This is a genomic window from Rugamonas brunnea (assembly GCF_014042345.1).
GTDB lineage: Bacteria > Pseudomonadota > Gammaproteobacteria > Burkholderiales > Burkholderiaceae_D > Rugamonas > Rugamonas brunnea.
Genome location: NZ_JACEZT010000010.1, coordinates 17,695 through 36,116 on the forward strand (window position 1 = coordinate 17,695; position 18,422 = coordinate 36,116).

16 protein-coding genes are annotated in these 18,422 nt (G+C 65.6%); 8 read left to right on the top strand and 8 right to left on the bottom strand.

Annotated features, from left to right (window positions below):
• Window positions 1–33 precede the first annotated feature (33 nt).
• From H3H37_RS15615 to H3H37_RS15630, 4 genes are all read left to right on the top strand, one after another.
• Window positions 34–1,578, top strand: a complete 1,545-nt coding sequence (locus H3H37_RS15615; protein WP_182164107.1) for a DEAD/DEAH box helicase — start codon at window positions 34–36, stop codon at window positions 1,576–1,578.
• 72 nt (window positions 1,579–1,650) lie between these two features.
• Window positions 1,651–2,625 (top strand): thymidylate synthase, encoded by a 975-nt coding sequence (locus tag H3H37_RS15620; protein WP_182164109.1) that lies wholly within the window; start codon window positions 1,651–1,653, stop codon window positions 2,623–2,625.
• A 14-nt stretch (window positions 2,626–2,639) separates the two neighbouring features.
• Entirely contained in the window at window positions 2,640–3,335 is a 696-nt protein-coding gene (locus H3H37_RS15625; RefSeq protein WP_311197513.1) for an alpha/beta fold hydrolase, read from the top strand.
• 151 nt (window positions 3,336–3,486) lie between these two features.
• Window positions 3,487–4,500, top strand: coding sequence for a YeiH family protein (locus H3H37_RS15630; RefSeq protein WP_182164111.1), 1,014 nt, complete (start codon window positions 3,487–3,489; stop codon window positions 4,498–4,500).
• 23 nt (window positions 4,501–4,523) lie between these two features.
• Here the strand turns inward: H3H37_RS15630 and H3H37_RS15635 are convergent, their stop codons facing one another.
• The 6 genes from H3H37_RS15635 to H3H37_RS15660 form a co-directional block, all read right to left on the bottom strand.
• Window positions 4,524–5,399, bottom strand: coding sequence for a LysR family transcriptional regulator (locus H3H37_RS15635; protein ID WP_182164113.1), 876 nt, complete (start codon window positions 5,397–5,399; stop codon window positions 4,524–4,526).
• 116 nt (window positions 5,400–5,515) lie between these two features.
• Window positions 5,516–6,052: an FxDxF family PEP-CTERM protein gene (locus tag H3H37_RS15640; RefSeq protein WP_182164115.1), complete on the bottom strand. Its 537-nt coding sequence runs from the start codon at window positions 6,050–6,052 to the stop codon at window positions 5,516–5,518.
• A gap of 331 nt (window positions 6,053–6,383) precedes the next feature.
• Entirely contained in the window at window positions 6,384–7,583 is a 1,200-nt protein-coding gene (locus H3H37_RS15645; protein WP_182164117.1) for a hypothetical protein, read from the bottom strand.
• Between the two features lie 5 nt (window positions 7,584–7,588).
• Window positions 7,589–9,100 (bottom strand): MBOAT family O-acyltransferase, encoded by a 1,512-nt coding sequence (locus tag H3H37_RS15650; RefSeq protein ID WP_182164119.1) that lies wholly within the window; start codon window positions 9,098–9,100, stop codon window positions 7,589–7,591.
• A 185-nt stretch (window positions 9,101–9,285) separates the two neighbouring features.
• The gene (locus tag H3H37_RS15655) at window positions 9,286–9,531 is read right to left on the bottom strand and encodes a hypothetical protein (RefSeq protein WP_182164120.1); all 246 of its coding nucleotides are present in this window, start codon (window positions 9,529–9,531) and stop codon (window positions 9,286–9,288) included.
• 175 nt (window positions 9,532–9,706) lie between these two features.
• Window positions 9,707–11,452: a methyl-accepting chemotaxis protein gene (locus H3H37_RS15660; RefSeq protein WP_182164122.1), complete on the bottom strand. Its 1,746-nt coding sequence runs from the start codon at window positions 11,450–11,452 to the stop codon at window positions 9,707–9,709.
• A gap of 244 nt (window positions 11,453–11,696) precedes the next feature.
• On the opposite strand from H3H37_RS15660, the gene H3H37_RS15665 reads away from it, so the two are divergent.
• The 4 genes from H3H37_RS15665 to H3H37_RS15680 all read left to right on the top strand — a co-directional run bounded on the left by H3H37_RS15665 (window position 11,697) and on the right by H3H37_RS15680 (window position 16,871).
• Entirely contained in the window at window positions 11,697–12,185 is a 489-nt protein-coding gene (locus tag H3H37_RS15665) for a dihydrofolate reductase (protein WP_182164124.1), read from the top strand.
• Between the two features lie 41 nt (window positions 12,186–12,226).
• A complete protein-coding gene (locus tag H3H37_RS15670; protein ID WP_182164126.1) occupies window positions 12,227–12,847 on the top strand; it encodes a DUF4337 domain-containing protein in 621 nt (206 codons plus the stop codon).
• Between the two features lie 165 nt (window positions 12,848–13,012).
• Window positions 13,013–15,265, top strand: coding sequence for an arginine/lysine/ornithine decarboxylase (locus H3H37_RS15675; RefSeq protein WP_182164128.1), 2,253 nt, complete (start codon window positions 13,013–13,015; stop codon window positions 15,263–15,265).
• 235 nt (window positions 15,266–15,500) lie between these two features.
• A complete protein-coding gene (locus H3H37_RS15680) occupies window positions 15,501–16,871 on the top strand; it encodes a sigma 54-interacting transcriptional regulator (RefSeq protein WP_182164130.1) in 1,371 nt (456 codons plus the stop codon).
• A gap of 114 nt (window positions 16,872–16,985) precedes the next feature.
• Here the strand turns inward: H3H37_RS15680 and H3H37_RS15685 are convergent, their stop codons facing one another.
• Window positions 16,986–17,714: an amidohydrolase family protein gene (locus tag H3H37_RS15685; RefSeq protein WP_182164132.1), complete on the bottom strand. Its 729-nt coding sequence runs from the start codon at window positions 17,712–17,714 to the stop codon at window positions 16,986–16,988.
• Window positions 17,715–17,744: 30 nt separating this feature from the next.
• On the bottom strand, window positions 17,745–18,344 hold the full coding sequence (locus H3H37_RS15690; protein ID WP_182164134.1) for a hypothetical protein: 600 nt from the start codon (window positions 18,342–18,344) through the stop codon (window positions 17,745–17,747).
• Window positions 18,345–18,422 lie beyond the last annotated feature (78 nt).

The following is an 18,422-nucleotide window of genomic DNA, read 5'->3' on the forward strand; positions in this document are numbered from 1 at the left end:
GCGCCGCCCTTCCCGCTTTTTATCCACCACACCATGACATTCGCATCCCTCGGTCTGATCGACCCTATCCTCCGCACGCTTGAAACACTGGCCTACCATGCGCCCACGCCGGTGCAGAAGCAGGCGATACCGGCCGTGCTGGCGGGCCGCGACCTGATGGCGGCCGCCCAGACCGGCACCGGCAAGACGGCCGGCTTCGCGCTCCCCATCCTGCATCGCCTGACCATGGAAGGCATGGTGGCGCCGCAGTCGGTGCGCTGCCTGGTGCTGGTGCCTACGCGCGAACTGGCCGAACAGGTCCATGACAGCTTCCGCACCTATGGCCGCAACCTGCCGCTGCGCTATGCCGTGGCCTATGGCGGCGTGCCGATTGAGCCGCAGGTGAACAAGCTGCGCAAGGGACTGGACGTGCTGGTGGCCACGCCGGGCCGCCTGCTGGACCTGCTGCGCCAGGAGGCCATCCGCTTCGAATCGCTGCAGACGCTGGTGCTGGACGAGGCCGACCGCATGCTGGACCTGGGCTTCTCGCACGACCTGGACCTGCTGTTCATGGCCATGCCCAAGCCGCGCCAGACCTTGCTGTTCTCGGCCACGTTCTCGGACGCGATCCGCGCCATGGCCAAGGGCCTGCTGAACAATCCAGCCGAGATTCAAATCAGCGCACGCAACACGACCACCAGGACCGTCAAGCAGTGGCTGATCCCGACCGACAAGAAGCGCAAGCCCGAGCTGTTCCTGCACCTGATGAAAAAGCTGCGCTGGGGCCAGGTGCTGGTGTTCGTCAAGACCCGCAAGGGCGTCGAACAACTGGTGCAACTGCTGCTGGAAGAAGGCATCGCGGCCGACGCCATCCACGGCGACAAGCCGCAGCCCGCCCGCCTGCGGGCGCTGGACCGCTTCAAGACGGCCCAGGTGCAGGTGCTGGTGGCGACCGACGTGGCCGCGCGCGGACTCGATATCGAAGCGCTGCCGCAAGTGGTCAATTTCGACCTGCCGACCGTGGCGGAAGACTACGTGCACCGCATTGGCCGCACCGGCCGTGCCGGCGCAACGGGCGAGGCCGTGTCGCTGGTCTGCGCCGATGAAGTGGACCTGCTGGCAGCCATCGAAAAGCTGACCGGCCAGGTGATCCGGCGCGAGGAAGAACCGGGTTTCGAAGCCGACCATCGCGTGCCAGCCACCGGCGGCGGCGCATCGGCTGCCAAACCGGCCGCCGCCACCGGCAAGAAGAAACGCCCGTTCACCGGCGCGCCCGGCGGCAAGGCGGCCCTCGCCCCCACCGCCGGCCAGCGCCCTGCCGCGCTGGCCGCGGCGCGCAAGCCCGCCGGCGCCCAAACCAGCCCGAAGGCTGCCCCCAAAGCTGGTCCGAAAGCTGGCCTGCCGAATCGCCCTGACACAGCTCGCAGCGCAGCCCCCAAAGCCGGCCCTGCAGGCGCCGCCGTTCCGCGCGGCGCCATCGTCGTGACCGGTGGACGGGGCGCCAAATCACTCGCGCGCAGCGCCGGCAAAGCGGCGGCCGGCGGCGCTGCCGGTGGCCAGCGCAAATCGAAGGCCGGCGGGCGCGGTCCGTCCCGCTAAGCCGGGGACAGCCCCTGCTACAATAACCGCCTTCCCGGGCCACAGCGCCCCCGCCTCACGTTGGAGAATTGAATGCAGCAATACCAGGACTTGATCAAGACGGTACTCGACACCGGCAGCTGGCAGGACAACCGCACCGGCATCCGCACGCTGAGCGTGCCGGGCGCCATGATGCGCTTCGACCTGCTCAATGACGGTTTCCCGGCCGTGACGACCAAGAAGCTGGCGTTCAAGTCCGTGGTGGGCGAGTTGTGCGCCTTCCTGCGCGCCTCGCGCAGCGCCGCCGACTTCCGCGCGCTCGGCTGCAAAGTGTGGGACCAGAACGCCAACGAGAACCAGCAGTGGCTGGCCAATCCCTACCGCCTGGGCGAAGATGATTTGGGCCCCGTGTACGGCGTCCAATGGCGCGGCTGGCCCGGCTACAAGCTGATCACCGCCGACCAGGTGGCGCAGATCGAGGACGCCCAGCGCAACGGCTTCCGCGTGATCGCGCCGCTGCGCGACCAAGGCGTGGACAAGGTCCTGCTATACAAAGCCATCGACCAGTTGCGCGAATGCCTGGACACCATCGTCAACAATCCTGGCAGCCGCCGTATCCTGTTCCACGGCTGGAACCCGGCCGACCTGGACGCCGTGGCCCTGCCGGCCTGCCACCTGCTGTACCAGTTCATCCCCAACGCCGCCACGCGCGAAATCTCGCTGTGCCTGTACGTGCGCAGCAACGATATCGGCCTTGGCACGCCATTCAACCTGGCCGAGGGTGCGGCCCTGCTGCACCTGGTGGGCCGCCTGACCGGCTACACGCCGCGCTGGTTCACCTACTTCGTGGGCGACGCCCACATCTACGAAAACCACCTGGACATGGTCAAGGAGCAGCTCACGCGCGCGCCCTTCCCCGCGCCCAAGCTGGTGATTTCCGACCGCGTGCCTTCTTACGCCGCGACCGGCAAGTACCAGCCCGAGTGGCTGGAACTGGTCGAACCATCGGACTTCTCGCTGGAAGGCTACCAGCACCACGCGCCCATCACGGCGCCGATGGCGGTCTAACGGATTAACCGAGCGTGATCCGGCTGGACTTCATCCCCGGCACCATGTGCGATGCGCGCATGTGGTCGGGTCTGACGCCGTTGCTGGCCGACGTAGCCGACTGCCGCTTCGTGCCGCTGCAGGAAGCGCACGACCGCGACGGCATGCGCCGCATCATCGACGCGCATAGCGCCCCGGCTGCGCATCTGGTGGCGTTTTCCCTCGGCGGCTACCTGGCGCTGGAACATGCGCTGGCCCATCCCGAACGCGTCCGCTCGCTGGTGTTGATCGCCGCCTCGGCCAAAGGACTGGAGGCGGACGAAATCGCGCGCCGCCAACGCACCATGAAGGTATTGGCCAGCCACGCTTACGGCGGCATGGCGCCCTCCCAGCTGCGCGAATTCGTCCATCCGGACAATATGGGCAGACCGGAAGTGGTCGATGTCATCAAGCGCATGGCGCTGGAACTGGGCAAGGAACTGCTGCTGGCGCAATTCGCGGCATCGACCGCAAGGACTGATTTGCTGGACCGGCTGCCCGAGCTCCGGTGCCCGGTGCTGCTGGTCGGTTCCGAGGACGACCGCAAGGTCGATCCGGCCGACCTGCGCGCCATGCACGCGCGCTGCCCGAACAGCACGCTGCTCACGCTGCGCGACTGTGGCCACATGATTCCCCTGGAAGCCCCGCGCGCCCTCGCCACGGCCCTGCGCGAATTTCATCGCCTCAACTAAATGCATTCAAGTAATAACCGGATTCGTATAAGCTTATATTTGTACCGTTCGATTTTATCGAATGATTCATCAATAACTTACAAATAGACACAACAATACACGGCCCCGATAATCCATTACATAAATAATGTAATAACGGAGCACAGCCGTGATGAAAAAAGTAATAAAAAACGCGCAAGTCGTCCTGCCGGGTTTGCTCCTGTGCGGGGCCGTCACGGTCGCCGCCCACGGCCTGGAACTGCTGGAAGTACGCCTGTTCGGACGCGCCTGGCTCGAAAGCCTGGTGCTGGCCATCGTACTGGGCACCGTCCTCTGCACCGTGCGCGGCCTGGCGCCCCGCTACCAGGCTGGCGTCAAATTCAGCGCCAAGACGCTGCTGGAAATGGCCGTGGTGCTGCTGGGCGCCTCCGTCAGCGCCGGCGCCATCCTGGAACATGGCATGTCGATGATCGTCGGGATCGCCGTCGTGGTGGCCGTCACCATCACGGGCAGCTACGGTATCGGCCGCGCCAGCGGCCTGCCCGGCAAGATGGCGCTGCTGATCGCCTGCGGTAATTCCATCTGCGGCAATTCGGCCATCGCGGCCGTGGCGCCCGTCATCAACGCCGACGGCAAGGACGTGGCGGCGTCGATCGCCTTCACCGCCGTGCTGGGCGTGGTGGTGGTGCTGGCCCTGCCCTTGCTGGTGCCGCTGCTGCAATTGTCGGACGTGCAGTACGGCGTGTTCGCGGGCATGACTGTGTACGCCGTGCCGCAGGTGCTGGCGGCCACCGCCAGCGTGTCGCAGACCAGTGTCCACATCGGCACGCTGGTCAAGCTGGTGCGGGTGCTGATGCTGGGTCCCGTGGTGCTGGCCCTGTCGCTGCTGGGCCGCGACGACGCAGGCAAGCGCCCGCCCTTGTCGCAGATGGTGCCGTGGTTTATCGTCGGCTTCCTCATCATGATGGGCTTGCGCTCCGCCGCCGTGCTGCCGCAACCGGCGCTCGATGTCGCCCATGAAGGCGCCGGCTACCTGACGGTGATGTCGATGGCGGCGCTGGGCCTGGGTGTGGATGCGCGCGCCGTGCTGCGCGCAGGTGGCCGGGTCACCGCCGTGGTCATGCTGTCGCTGGTGGTGCTCGGCGTGTTCAGCGCCACCCTGATCCAGTTGCTGCACATCGCCTGACAGCGGGCCTGCCGGTCAGGCAATCAAGCGATCAGCGCCTCCAGCGCCAGCGACGCCTTGTTGCGGTAGCGCGCCTGGTGCCGCAACAGGCGGAATGCGCGGGCCGGCAGCGCGAAATCGACCTTGCGCAGCAGGCCGGCCTGCAAATAGGCGGCCGCCACCCGTTCGGATACGACGGTGGCGAAGCCGCCAAACATGGCGGCGGCGCACACGGCCTCGTTGGACGGCAGCGTCAACGCCACGTCCAGCCGTTCGCCATCCATGCCGAGCGCGCCCAGCATGCCTTCGAACGCGGAGCGCGTGCCGGAGCCGTGCTCGCGCAACACCCAGCGCTCCGTCAGCAATTCTTCGCCCGTCACGGCGGCTTGGCCATCCCACCGGTGGCCGGGCGCCACCAGCACCGCGATGCGATCCTCGGCCACCACCTGCACCGACAATTCCGCTTCATCGATTTCGCCTTCCACGAAGCCCAGGTCGGCCTCGCCCTCGACCACGGCCCGCGCCACGCTCTGCGTGTTGCCGATGGTGAGCGTGAGTTCGATCTGCGGATAATGCTGGCGGAACCGCACCAGCAGCGCGGGCAACCAGTAGCTTGCGATGGTCTGGCTGGCGTGGATACGCAGCGCGCCCCGTTTCAGGCCGCCCAGCTCCGCCAGGGTCAGTTCGGCGTTGCGGGCCATGGCCAGCGTGGCCTGCGCCTCGGCCAGGAAGATGCGGCCCGCTTCACTCAATTCGATGCGCCGCCCAACGCGGTTGAACAAGGGCGTGCCGTAGCGGTCTTCCAGCGCCCGGATGGCGGCGCTGACGGCCGAAGGCGTGAGCGCCAGCGCATTGGCCGCCTGCGTCAGGTGTTCGCGCTCGGCGACGGCGATAAAAATCCGTAATTGGTCTAACGTCATGAAATAGCGGGGATCCAGGCTGGCCGGCCAAGCGCGGCAAGTCCAGATTGTATAGCCTGCGCCACTACCGGCGCAAAAACGGAGGCCGCAGCCTCCGTCCGGTCAAACAATGATGCTTAGGCCGCGTCGTTGCGGCGACGGCTGCGGTAGGCGATCAGGATAGCGCCTGCAGCCAGCATGCCGTAGGTGGCAGGCTCAGGCACGGCCGAGGTGATCACGGTGCCGCTGTAGCTGGTCGGTGCGCCGGACAGGACCTGGCCCGTCACCAGCAGGTAGTAGCTGTCTGGCACCAGATGGCTGCTCACCAGCGTCCACAGGTCCACCTTGCCATCGAGCACTTGGGTGCCGCCCAGCGACAGGCCGCCGGAATTGAACAGGGAGAAGCCGGTAATCTTGATGCCGTCCGTTTGGGCCGGGCTGATGGCCGACACATGCGCCACCAGATTGCCTGCGCCGCTGGTGGTGAAATTGTAACGATCGCTGAAGGTGTTGCCGCCATTGCCCAAGTCGAACACGTGGCCAAAGAAGTTGGCACCGGCGCCCAGGGTGAGCGTTTGGGCTGGCTGGCTGATATCGGCTGCGGCGGCGGTGCCACCCGCCAGTGCCGCGCCAGCCAGCGCGATGACGGCGAGCGCCGATTTAAGTTTAGTCATATTACCTCCATGTTGAGCGGGACCACAGGCCCCGTTGATTGATCACATACTGCCTTTTGATCTTAGCATGGCAAAAATGACAGGATTAATCGTGCGGCATTGTTTCAATTCGTGCAGGAAATATTTCTATCAGTAAATTCCGTGCGCTGCACCGGCCAGGTATGCCAGCTCTGCCCTATGAAAAATCGGCCCGGATGGCTTGCCACGACCGTGGCTAGGCAGGTCGCGTAGGAGACTTCCTACGCAAAGACGAGAAAAATGCAAGTCAGTGCTGGAGGCACGGCGGCGCCATGGCGAACCATCCGCCAACCTCAGCCAGCGGGCGAGCAGCTTATGCCGGTGTGACGTTGCGGCGTTGGCTGGCGACGATGGCGCGCACCTCCCTGAGCAGGCCGGGCTGGGCCAGCAGGCAGGCCGCGCGCTCGCGCGCGATGCGCGCGCGATTCGCCTCCAGCGTGCCCGCGTCGAGCACCATGCCCAGGCCGTCGTAGCCCTTGCCCGTGGCCAGTGCGCGCAGCAGCTCATCGCCCAGCGCCTTCTTGAAGTGCCCGCCCTCCCAGTACCAATGCGTGGTCGCGGACGAGCCCTCGGCCGGCACTGCTTCGCACTGGCGCGGACCAAAGCCGCTGAAGTCGGCCAGCAGGATGCGGATGCCGGGATGGCGCGCCCGCGCTGTCGCGACTTCTTGCGCCAGGATCGCCTTCCACGCCTCGAACCATGGCCACAGCCCGGTTTCCTCGAACAGCAGCAGCACCTGGGCGTGGTAGGGGTAGATCACCAGCTTGATGTCGCTGCCGGACGCGGCCAGCAGGTCGAGTATGCGGCGGGTATCCTGCCTGGCCTGACTGGCATTGAACCCGGCACGTGCCTTGCGCAGGTAGGTGGCCGCGTTCTCCTCGGCGCGGCGCTGGAAGATCAGGTGGTAGCCATCGAGGCGCGCATAAGCCAGGTATTCGCGCAACGGGTTGAAGCCGCGCGGACTCATGGTCTCCGCATAGGCATCCTGCTGGATGCGCAGCGTGCGCAGGCTGTCCTTGAGCGAGGTGAACGAATACAGCGTATCGAAACGCCAGAATGCGCGGTCCACCGGATGGTCGGGCGCGGCAGACGGCGGCAGCAAGGGGACTGGACGCGGCGCCTCGGCATAATTGAGAAATTCCATGCCCACGATGGCGCTGGCCGGCTTGACGCCATGGGCGCGCAGCGTCGCGATCTGGCTGATCACGGAGTCCATGACGGAACCGGCGATGGCCAGGTTGTAGGCATTGCCCAGCGTGTCCGGATCAAACCCGATCTCGGCCCGCGAATTGCCGAAGATGAAATTAGCGGCGCCTGAACGCAGCGCGTTGGTGGCCTTGATCTCCTCCTGATAGCGCGTGAGCGCGGGCTTGATTGCATTGATCCCGGCGCGGTTGACGGCGCCATACAGGCCGTAGGGGTCGACCAAGTACACCAGCCCCACGCAAGCGGCACTGCCCGTCGCCAGGGTGAGCAGCAGCGTGCGCAGGAAGGAACGGGACCGGGTGCGCATCAGGATCAGAACTGGAAGTAAAGGAAATCGCTGGGGCGGTTGAGCGAAAGAAGATCCAGCAAGGCGATCACCCCGATCACCACGCCCCACGCGCGCGTGGGCGCCCACGCGAGACGCGAAGGGCGATGCGCGCCGCTGGCACCGCTAGCACCACTGGCACCACTGGCGCCGCTATCGAGCGCGGGTGCGAAGCGCGCCATGATCTGCTGCGTGTTCGGACACAGGAACACGATGGCGGCGGCGGCGGCGACCGCGCTCCAGGTGTCGATGAACTGGCTGCCGCCACCACCGTAGAATGTGATGCCCCACCGTTCCACGCGCGGCAGCAGGCCGCCCAGCCGGCTGGCGAAGGCGTCCGGCAAAGCTATGCCATTGGCGCCACTCATGCCCGCCACGTAGGCCAGCGCCCCATGCAGGTCGGCGGCGCGGAAGAACACCCACGCATAGCACACGGCGACGAAGGTGATCGTCATCGCGGCACGGCGTCCCAGCGGCAGACGCAAGGCGCTCCAGGCATGGTGGATGGCCAGGTAGATCCCATGCAGGCCGCCCCAGATGACGAAGTTCCAGCCGGCGCCGTGCCACAGGCCGCCCAGCAGCATGGTGACCATCAGGTTCACGTAGCGGCGCGCCTTGCCATGACGGTTGCCGCCCAGCGGCATGTACAAATAATCGCGCAGGAAGCGCGACAGAGTCATGTGCCAGCAGCGCCAGAACTCGCTGATCGTGGCCGCCTTGTACGGTGACGCGAAATTGAGCGGCAAGCGCACGCCGAACAGGCGGGACAGGCCGATCGCCATGTCGGAATAGCCGGAAAAGTCGAAGTAAAGCTGGAAGGCGTAGGCCAGCACGCCACCCCAGGCGAGCAGCAGCGACGGGTTGCCGCCGTGATTGAATACCGCGTTCGCATAGGGCGCGAGGTTATCGGCGATCAGCACCTTCTTCGCAAGCCCGGCGACGAAAATGGTGACGCCAACGGCGAAATCGAGCGCACGCGGACGGTAGATGGCCCGGTTCGCGAACTGCGGCATCATCTCCTTGTGGTGCAGCACGGGGCCGGCCACCAAGTGGGGAAAGTAGGTCACGAACAGCAGGTAATGCGCGAACCGGCCCTCGCTGGCCTTGCCCTCGCAGGTATCGACCAGGAAGGCGATCTGGGTGAAGGTGAAGAATGATATGCCGACCGGCAGCACGATATCCGGCACCGGCAAGTGCGCGGAGGCGGCGAGGAAGCCCGCGTATTTGAACCAGCCTAGGGCCAGCAGGTTGGCGGCCACGCCCACCGCCAGCCAGCGCCGGCTCGGCCTGCTGCGCAACAAGGCGCCCAGCCGGTAGTTCAGCACCACCGAGGTCAGCAGCAAGGGCAGGAAGCGCGGATTCCAGTAGCCGTAGAAGAACAGCGAGGCTGCGGCCAGCCACCATGCGGCCGCGACCGGCGAGCGGCGCCCCAGCAGGAAAAACCCGGCCAGAACCACCGGCAGGAATAGCAGCAGGAATGGTTGCGAGTTGAATAACATGGCCGGCACACCAAGGGAAATACCCAGCATAGGACGGACCGCGTTTGGCGGTCCTGTGCCAGATCATGGTGTGCGGCGGCTGATCGATTGCAGCCAGTAGGCAACGCCCGTCGTCGGGCGCAGCTTGGGCCGGGCCTGCGGGCCGGAGTTCCCCCGGACTCAGCCGAGGGTGCGCATGGTTGCCATCACGGGAAGGTCAAGTCCAGACCGAGCATGTTACCAAAGAAGAAAGTAACGAAACCCAGGCCCACCAGCGTTACCCCGAAGACGACGGCCGCCTTGCCGCCAGCGCGCAGCACCGCGCGCATCTCCTTCTTCTTGTCCTTGTCCTTCTTGCCCTGATCGTAATGCCACTTGATGGCGTAGAACATCCCCGTGCCGAGCACGAGAAGCTTGAACACAACTAAGACTACAGGAACCCAATCCATCATTTTGAAATTTCCATGTTGCACATTACGAGACATACTACTGCAAAGCGATTCCCGTGCGTTGAGACATAATGTCCCAGTTTAGCGCCATGAACGATGATGATGGCCGCACTGCGACGCTAAGGATAGTCAACGGTGCGGCTGACGGATGGATGGCGAATGGATGCAAGGCCGCGCGTCAGAACTCCTCCCAGTCGTCATTGCCGGACGCACTGTTGACCACCGCCTTGGTGCGGGCAGGCCCCGCCACCGGGGCGGCCTTGGCCAATCGCGTCGCCGCCGGCTTGAGTGCCTTCACGGGCGCGGACCGTGCCACCGGCGCGGGCCGTGGCGCGGCGGGCCGGGCCGGGGCCATCCCTTCCAGCTTGAACACGCTCACCACCTGGGCCAGCGATCCGGCCTGCTCCTGCAGCGAACTGGCGGCTGCCGACGCTTGCTCCACCAGCGCCACGTTCTGTTGGGTGATGGCGTCCATCTGGCCCATGTCGGCGTTGATCTGGTCCAGCCCCGCCGTCTGCTCCTGGCTGGCCTGGGTGATTTCGCCCATGATGTCGGCCACGCGCTGGATGCTGGTGACCACTTCCTGCATCGTGGCTCCGGCCTCGTCCACCAGCCGCGCGCCGGTGCCTACCTTTTCGACCGAGTCGCCAATCAGCTCCTTGATTTCCTTGGCCGCGCCGGCGCTGCGCTGGGCCAGGTTGCGCACCTCGGACGCCACCACGGCAAAGCCGCGTCCCTGTTCGCCCGCCCTCGCCGCTTCCACGGCCGCGTTCAGGGCCAGGATATTGGTCTGGAACGCGATGCCGTCGATCACACCGATGATGTCGACGATCTTGCGCGAGGAATCGTTGATCGAGCCCATGGTCTGCACCACTTCGCTCACCACGGCGCCACCCTTGACGGCCACGGCCGAGGCCGACTGCGCCAGCTGGTTGGCCTGGCGCGCGTTATCCGCGTTCTGGCGCACGGTGCCCGTCAGCTGCTCCATGGCGTGCGCGGTGCGGTCCAGCGAACCGGCTTGCTCGCCGGTGCGGGCCGACAAGTCCAGATTGCCGGCCGCGATCTGGCCCGAGGCGCTGGCGATGGTGTCCGTGCTGCCCCGTACTTCATGCACGATGCTGGCCAGGTTGCCCTTCATCCGGTCCAGCGCCGTCAGCAGCGCACCGATCTCATTGTCGCTGCGCGATTCGATGCGTCCCGTGAGATCGCCGCCGGCCACCCGGGTGGCGATCGTCATGGCCTGTTCCAGCGGCGTGGAAATGGCGCGCAGCAGCGACCAGCCCACCACCGCGCCCACCAGCAAGCCAATGGCCAGCACGGCCACCATGGTCCAGGTGGTGGAGGCCAGGCTGGACCCCACGGCCGCATCGTTGGCCTTGGCCTTGGAGACGGCGAATTCGGTCAGGGCCTTCAGCGCCTCGTCGCCCTTGCGGTAGGACGGATTGATTTTCTTGATCAGGATGGATTCGGCCTCGTCCCACTGGTTGCCCTTGATGGCGGCGCCCGCCGCGTTGATGGCCTCAATGCCCAGGCCCGCGCTGTCGGCGTACCACTGTTGCGCGAGGCGCTTTTCCTCGGGTGAGGCGATACTGGCCTGATAGGCGTCCCAGCGCTTGGCCGTGCGCGCCGTGTACGTGGCGATCAGGTCGAAGTGCACGGTTAGCGGATGGTCGTGCAGCTTGGCCCAGGCCAGTTCCGGATTGTGCTGCAAGGCTTGCAGGATCTGGCTGCGGCTCAACTCCATGTCCAGCCGCATGGCGTTCAGCTCGGTGCTGTTTTGCTGGTCGCGCAGCGTCACCTGCTGGACCAGGCCCACGGAATGGCCGGCGCCGTAGATGCCCATCAGGCCATTGGCCAGCATCAACGCCAGCAGCACGGCCAGCGCGCCGATGACCAGCGTCCTGATCTTAAGATGTGCGAACATGTCTACTCCCTTGGTATTGTTCTTGGTTACTTGCCATTTTTCATGGTTGTTAAATTTCCAACTGGAACTCGCTAACAATTCCCTCGTACAATACGCAAAAAATCACAATTGAAACTCACACATTTTCACTATGGAACAATTGATCTAAATATCATGTTGCAAGTGAGTGTGACGCACCCCGGCGCACGCCGAATTCAACGATAATGTGGGCACGCCGCCGCATAGACCTTTCCCGCACCATCACATGAGCCAACTGAACATCATCGTCGCCATGGACGCCCAGCGCGGCATCGGCATTGCCAATACCCTGCCCTGGCGCCTGCCGGAAGACCTGGCCCATTTCAAGCGCCTGACGACGGGCCATCCCATCCTGATGGGACGCAAGACCTTCGAATCCATCGGCCGCCCGCTGCCGGGCCGGCGCAACATCGTCATCACCCGCAACGCCGACTGGCGCCACGACGGCGTCGAAACGGCCGCCTCGCTGGAGGCCGCCATTGCATTGGTGCAAGATGTGCCCGCCTACATCATAGGCGGCGCCGAGATCTACGGACAGGCGCTGGCACTGGCCGATCAACTTGACCTGACCTGCATCAACCAGACCTTCGCCTGCGACGCGTTCTTCCCCGCCATCGCCGAAGATGCGTGGGTCGAGACGGCGCGCGAGGCGCACGTATCGGCCACCGGCCTGGAATATGCCTTCGTCACGCTGCGCCGCCGGGCCGCCCCATAACGTCCCATCCAGATCCATCTTTTTAGAGGAAACAACCAACCATGTCAGGTCACGGATTTCACGTACACGGCCCGCACGACCACGCGGTGGAACACGCCGCCCACGGCGGTGATGATTTTTCCAACAACATCGCTGTCATGACGGCTATCCTGGCCACCGTGGGCGCCATGTTTGGCTACCAGGGCGGCGCCACCCAGAACGACGCGGCCCTGTTCAAGAACAACGCCGCCATCGACAAGACCCAGGCCGCCAATAGCTGGAACTACTACCAGGCCAAGTCCAACAAGCAGAACCTGGCCGAACTGGCCATCACCCTGCCCGGCGTGGACGTGGAACGCTACAAGTCGGAAGTGGCGCGCTACAAGGCGGAAAAGGAAGACATCAAGAAGGAAGCGGAGAAGTGGGAGGAGTCGTCCAAGGAATGGAACCACAAGTCCGATGAGGCCATGCACGCCCACCACCAGTGGGCGCTGGCCACCACGGCCGAGCAGATCGCCATTTCGCTGGCGGCCATCACTTTGTTGACAAGGAAGAAATGGCTGCAGGCGGCCGCGTATGGCGTGGCCGGTGTCGGCATCGCGCTGGGCGCGTTCGCGTGGCTGCACGTGGACCCGCTGGGCGCCCTGCTGCTCAAGCTGGGCGGCGGCGCCGCCGGCCACTGAAGCGGACGGCGCGATCGCGGAAAATGCGCTAATTTTTTCACCACGGCGCCCCCATTTCTGCGAGAATCCCGTTCTTAATTTTTTTATGCGCCCCGAAACACCGTCACGGGCGCCCAGCCCGCCCCTGTACAACAGTCAGGGGCGGTCTTCTTTTCTGGAGACAGTATGAAATTTCGTTTCCCCATCGTCATCATTGACGAGGATTTCCGTTCCGAGAACACGTCCGGCCTGGGCATTCGCGCCCTGGCCGCCGCGATGGAAAAAGAAGGCATGGAAGTGCTGGGCGTGACCAGCTACGGCGACCTGTCGCAGTTCGCGCAGCAGCAATCGCGCGCCTCGGCCTTCGTGCTGTCGATCGACGACGAGGAATTCGGCGGCGGCTCGGTGGAAGAAACCGACCACGCGCTCAAATCGCTGCGCGCCTTCGTCGAGGAAATCCGCTACAAGAACGCCGACATCCCCATCTACCTGTACGGCGAAACGCGCACCTCGCGCCACATCCCCAACGACATCCTGCGCGAGCTGCACGGCTTCATCCACATGTTCGAGGACACGCCGGAATTCGTGGCACGCCACATTATCCGCGAAGCCAAGTCCTACCTGGACGGCCTGTCGCCACCGTTCTTCCGCGCCCTGGTGCATTACGCCAACGACGGTTCCTACTCGTGGCACTGCCCCGGCCACTCGGGCGGCGTGGCGTTCCTGAAGTCGCCGATCGGCCAGATGTTCCACCAGTTCTTCGGCGAGAATATGCTGCGCGCGGACGTCTGCAACGCCGTGGAGGAACTGGGCCAGCTGCTGGACCACACGGGCCCCGTGGCCGCCTCCGAACGCAACGCGGCGCGCATCTTCAACGCCGACCATTGCTACTTCGTCACCAACGGCACCTCGACCTCGAACAAGATGGTGTGGCACTCGACCGTCGCCCCCGGCGACATCGTGGTGGTGGACCGCAACTGCCACAAGTCCATCCTGCACTCGATCATCATGTGCGGCGCCATTCCCGTGTTCCTGATGCCCACCCGTAACCACCTCGGCATCATCGGTCCCATCCCGCTGGAAGAATTCACGCCCGAGAGCATCGCCCGCAAGATCGAAGCGAATCCGTTCGCGCGCGAGGCGGCCAACAAGAAGCCGCGCATCCTCACCATCACCCAGTCCACCTACGACGGCGTGATCTACAACGTGGAAACGCTGCGCGAAATGTTGGACGGTAAGATCGACACGCTGCACTTCGACGAAGCATGGCTGCCGCACGCCACCTTCCACGACTTCTACAAGAACATGCACGCGATCGGCAAGGACCGCCCGCGCGCCAAGGAGTCGATGATCTTCTCGACCCAGTCCACCCACAAGCTGCTGGCCGGCCTGTCGCAGGCCTCGCAGGTGCTGGTGCGCGAATCGGAGTCCGTCAAGCTGGACCAGGACGCCTTCAACGAGGCCTACCTGATGCACACCTCGACCTCGCCGCAGTACTCCATCATCGCCTCGTGCGACGTGGCCGCGGCCATGATGGAAGCGCCGGGCGGCACCGCGCTGGTGGAGGAATCGATCATCGAGGCGCTGGACTTCCGCCGCGCCATGAAGAAGATCGACGAGGAATGGGGCAAGGACTGGTGGTTCAAGGTCTGGGGCCCCGACCACTTCGCGGAGGACGGCATCGGCTCGCGCGACGACTGGATCATCCGCGCCGACGACAACTGGCACGGCTTCGGCAAACTGGCGCCGGGCTTCAACATGCTCGACCCGATCAAGGCCACCATCGTCAACCCCGGCCTGGCGCTGGACGGCACGTTCGCCGAGACGGGCATCCCCGCCTCTATCGTCACCAAGTACCTGGCCGAACATGGCGTGATCATCGAGAAGTGCGGCCTGTACTCGTTCTTCATCATGTTCACCATCGGCATCACCAAGGGCCGCTGGAACACGCTGCTGACGGCGCTGCAGCAGTTCAAGGACGACTACGACAAGAACCAGCCGATGTGGCGCATCCTGCCCGAGTTCGCGGCCGCCAACCCGGTTTACGAGAAGATGGGCCTGCGCGACCTGTGCCAGCAGATCCACAACTTCTACAAGGCCTACGACGTGGCGCGCCTGACGACGGAGATGTACTTGTCGGACATGATCCCGGCCATGAAGCCATCGGATGCCTTCGCCAAGATGGCGCACCGCGAGATCGAGCGCGTGGCGATCGACGAACTGGAAGGCCGCATCACGTCCATCCTGCTGACGCCTTACCCGCCGGGCATCCCGCTGCTGATTCCGGGCGAGCGCTTCAACAAGACCATCGTCGACTACCTGCGCTTCGCGCGCGATTTCAACGAGCGCTTCCCCGGCTTCGAGACGGACGTGCACGGCCTGGTCAAGCGCGAAGTGGACGGCAAACGCGGTTACTTCGTGGACTGCGTCAAGCAATAAGCCAAGCACAGCCAACATCGGGACGGCCCCCAATATTCACTTTGTGAAGTTGGGCGCCGTCCCGATTTTTTTGTGCCCCGGTTTGTTCCTCCAGAGCCGCCGCGCACGATTGGTCCACCTCAAACGTGCGTCCCGGCTGCCAATCTATAGTGCAGCACGGTCCCGCGCGCCGGTCCATGCAGGACTGGCACGCTGCTGGTCCAATCCCGGCCCACCTTCCGCCTGCGGCATAGACATGAATCCAATACCGCCCGCCATCTGGCTGCATGCCGCCACGCCCGCCCTGTCCGGGCAGGCGGCGCGGCTGGGGCAACGCCTGGCGCGTGCAGGTATCGCCCTACGTGAATCCGATAAGGCCGGTCCCGTCTGCCGCATGGTGCTGATGGACGAGGCCAACCCGGCGCAGTTGGCGGCGCTGGCGGCACAGGGCGAGGACGACTGTGTCTTCGCCCTGCTGTGCTGCGCGAAGGCGCCGTCACCTGCTGCGTCGTGGACGGTGCTGGCCGCCGGCGCAGCCGATGTGTTGTGGTGGCCGGATGCAGACGCCGATCCGGCGCCCCTGCTGGCCCGCGTGCAACGCAGGCTGGCGGTGGCGCAGCTGGCCGGTTCAGACGCCGTGCGCCAGACGCTGGTGGGCCGCAGCGCCATCTGGCGCGCCCTGATTGAGGACGTGGTGGAAGTGGCGGCATTCAGCGCATCATCCGTGCTGATCACGGGCGAGACGGGGACCGGCAAGGACCTGATCGCCCAGGCCATCCACCAGCTCAGCGGCTGCGGCGGCGAACTGACCGTCCTCGATTGCACCACGCTGTCGCCGGAACTGGCCGGCAGCGAATTGTTCGGCCACGAACGGGGCGCGTACACGGGCGCCGTGGGTGCGCGCGATGGCGCGTTCGCGCAGGCCGACCAGGGCGTCCTGTTCCTGGACGAGATAGGCGAACTGCCATTGCCGCTGCAAGCGCAGTTGCTGCGCGTGGTGCAGGAACACAAATACAAACGCGTGGGCGGCAATAGCTGGCAGCCGAGCCGTTTCCGCCTCATTTGCGCCACCAACCGCGAACTGGAGACGGAGGTGGCGCAAGGCCGGTTCCGCGCCGACCTGCTGTACCGGATCGCCGGCTGGCGTTGCCGCACGCCGCCCTTGCGCGAGCGGCGCGACGACATCCTGCCGCTGGCGGCCCATTTCCTGGCCGCGCACGCCGCGCCCCACCCCGGTTGCGAACTCGATCCGGCCGTGCGCGATTACCTGCTCACGCGCGACTATCCCGGCAATGTGCGCGAACTGCGCCAGACCGTGGCCAGGCTGTGGCATCGTCATTGCGGTTGCGGTCCCATCACGTTGGGCGCGGTGCCGCCCGAGGAACGCGCACCGGCCAGCATGGCCGCCCCGTGGCCCGATGCCGCGTTCGCGGGCGCGATCCGCCACGCGCTTGATCAGGGCATGAGCCTGGCCCGCATCACCCAGGCCAGCGCCGACACGGCGATCCGCATCGTACTGGAGCAGGAAGGCGGAAGCAACCAGCGCGCGGCCCAGCGGCTGGGAGTGACGGACCGCGCGCTGCAGATTCGCCGCAAGGCGCGGCCCGCTGATGGACCACCGCTATGAACCCAAGACAGGCTGGCAATTCGCCACCCAGGTGCGCACTGGCAAGTGAGGGCACAGGCGCCGCAGCCAGCCTCCCGGGATCGGGCGCTTGTCTAGTGACGTGTCTGCGGGCCGTCAAGCGAGCCGGCACAAACGCCGCAGGTTACCGCCCAGGATCAGGCCTTCCTCCTCCTCGGGCAAACCAAGCAGGCGCACCTTGTGCAGTTCCAGCCCCGGATGCAGCCATGGGCCGTCGGAGCCGAACAGCACCTTGTGCGCGCCGGCCCGCCGCACGGCTTCCTGCAACAGGTCGAACCTGCGGATACCTGCTGTATCCGTGTAGATGTTGGGATGCCGGACCAGGTGGTCGATCATCGCCAGTTGCGCGCTCCAGTCGTCGGCGAAGCTGCCCAAGTGCGGCAGGATGAAATCAACGTCCGGGTAATCCTGGGCCAGCAGTTCGGCGATGGCCACCTCGCCCACTGGGTCATACAGCACCGGCAGGCGGAAGGCGCGGGCCGCGTCGCACACTTCACCATTGATGCGGGCATCGTGGCGATGCAGCTTGATGCCCACGAAGCCCAACTGTTCCACCGCCTCGCGCAACATGGCGCGGATACGCCCGCGGTCGCGGGTGGCGTGGACGAAGGCGAAGCCGAGCAGCCGCTGCGGCGCGGCCGCCACGATGCGCGCCACGGCGCGGTTGGCCCGCGCATAATCCGAATGGAACGCCGGGAACAGCACGCTGCGCGCGATGCCCGCCCGCGCGGCCCGGCGCAGGTAGCGTTCCAGGCCCGCGTTCGCATCCCAGGGGCCGGTCAAGCCGTCACCGGGGCCGGCGTGGCAATGGCAGTCGATGATCACAACGAATCCCGCGCGCAGCGATGACGAGCTTCAGTAATCGCCGCTCAGCACGATCCGGTTGCCGCGCCGGCGCCAGCGGCCAGTCGCACCGGACGGCATCACCGAAGGCCCGCCCGGCCGGACCGCGCTGGCGATGCCGGTGCCGGGTCGGCGCGTCAACGCGGGCACATGGCGGCGGGCGGCCACCAGTACGGCGGTGCGCACGGCGGCCGGGCTGCCATCGCCCTGCCCCGCCAATTGCGCCGCCGTGCCGGCCAGCCGCACAAAGCGCCGCGCCGCCTCGAATTCCTGCTGTTGCTGCGCCAGCCCTGCGTACTCCATTTCCAGCGCCTGGCTGACCACCGTCCCCACCGCCCGACCCAGCGCCGTACCGACGCCCGGGATGGGAATCAACGATCCCAACGCGCCGCCGACATAGGGCAAGGCGCGCTTGGCGACGGCCTTGAGCACACCACCCAACGGCGAGGCGACCTTCTTCACGCCATTCCACACGCTGCTGAAGACATTGCCCAGGAACTGCTCCATTTCCGCCTCGCTGGACACGGACAGCAGCTCCATCGCCAGCTCCTGCTCCCGGTCCTCGCTGAACGGCAAACCAGGGCGGCTCGCCGTGGCGCCGAATGGTAGCACGTCGAATGGCGCCCCGTTTCCGCACCGCGAGCAATCGCAATAGGGCGGATGCAGCACCGGCCCATCGTCATATGGCCA

Coding starts and splice junctions, on each gene's coding strand:
- H3H37_RS15615 (WP_182164107.1), top strand. CDS start 34: ATGACATTCGCATCCCTCGGTCTGATCGACCCTATCCTCCGCACGCTT.
- H3H37_RS15620 (WP_182164109.1), top strand. CDS start 1,651: ATGCAGCAATACCAGGACTTGATCAAGACGGTACTCGACACCGGCAGC.
- H3H37_RS15630 (WP_182164111.1), top strand. CDS start 3,487: ATGAAAAAAGTAATAAAAAACGCGCAAGTCGTCCTGCCGGGTTTGCTC.
- H3H37_RS15635 (WP_182164113.1), bottom strand. CDS start 5,399: ATGACGTTAGACCAATTACGGATTTTTATCGCCGTCGCCGAGCGCGAA.
- H3H37_RS15640 (WP_182164115.1), bottom strand. CDS start 6,052: ATGACTAAACTTAAATCGGCGCTCGCCGTCATCGCGCTGGCTGGCGCG.
- H3H37_RS15645 (WP_182164117.1), bottom strand. CDS start 7,583: ATGCGCACCCGGTCCCGTTCCTTCCTGCGCACGCTGCTGCTCACCCTG.
- H3H37_RS15650 (WP_182164119.1), bottom strand. CDS start 9,100: ATGTTATTCAACTCGCAACCATTCCTGCTGCTATTCCTGCCGGTGGTT.
- H3H37_RS15655 (WP_182164120.1), bottom strand. CDS start 9,531: ATGATGGATTGGGTTCCTGTAGTCTTAGTTGTGTTCAAGCTTCTCGTG.
- H3H37_RS15660 (WP_182164122.1), bottom strand. CDS start 11,452: ATGTTCGCACATCTTAAGATCAGGACGCTGGTCATCGGCGCGCTGGCC.
- H3H37_RS15665 (WP_182164124.1), top strand. CDS start 11,697: ATGAGCCAACTGAACATCATCGTCGCCATGGACGCCCAGCGCGGCATC.
- H3H37_RS15670 (WP_182164126.1), top strand. CDS start 12,227: ATGTCAGGTCACGGATTTCACGTACACGGCCCGCACGACCACGCGGTG.
- H3H37_RS15675 (WP_182164128.1), top strand. CDS start 13,013: ATGAAATTTCGTTTCCCCATCGTCATCATTGACGAGGATTTCCGTTCC.
- H3H37_RS15680 (WP_182164130.1), top strand. CDS start 15,501: ATGAATCCAATACCGCCCGCCATCTGGCTGCATGCCGCCACGCCCGCC.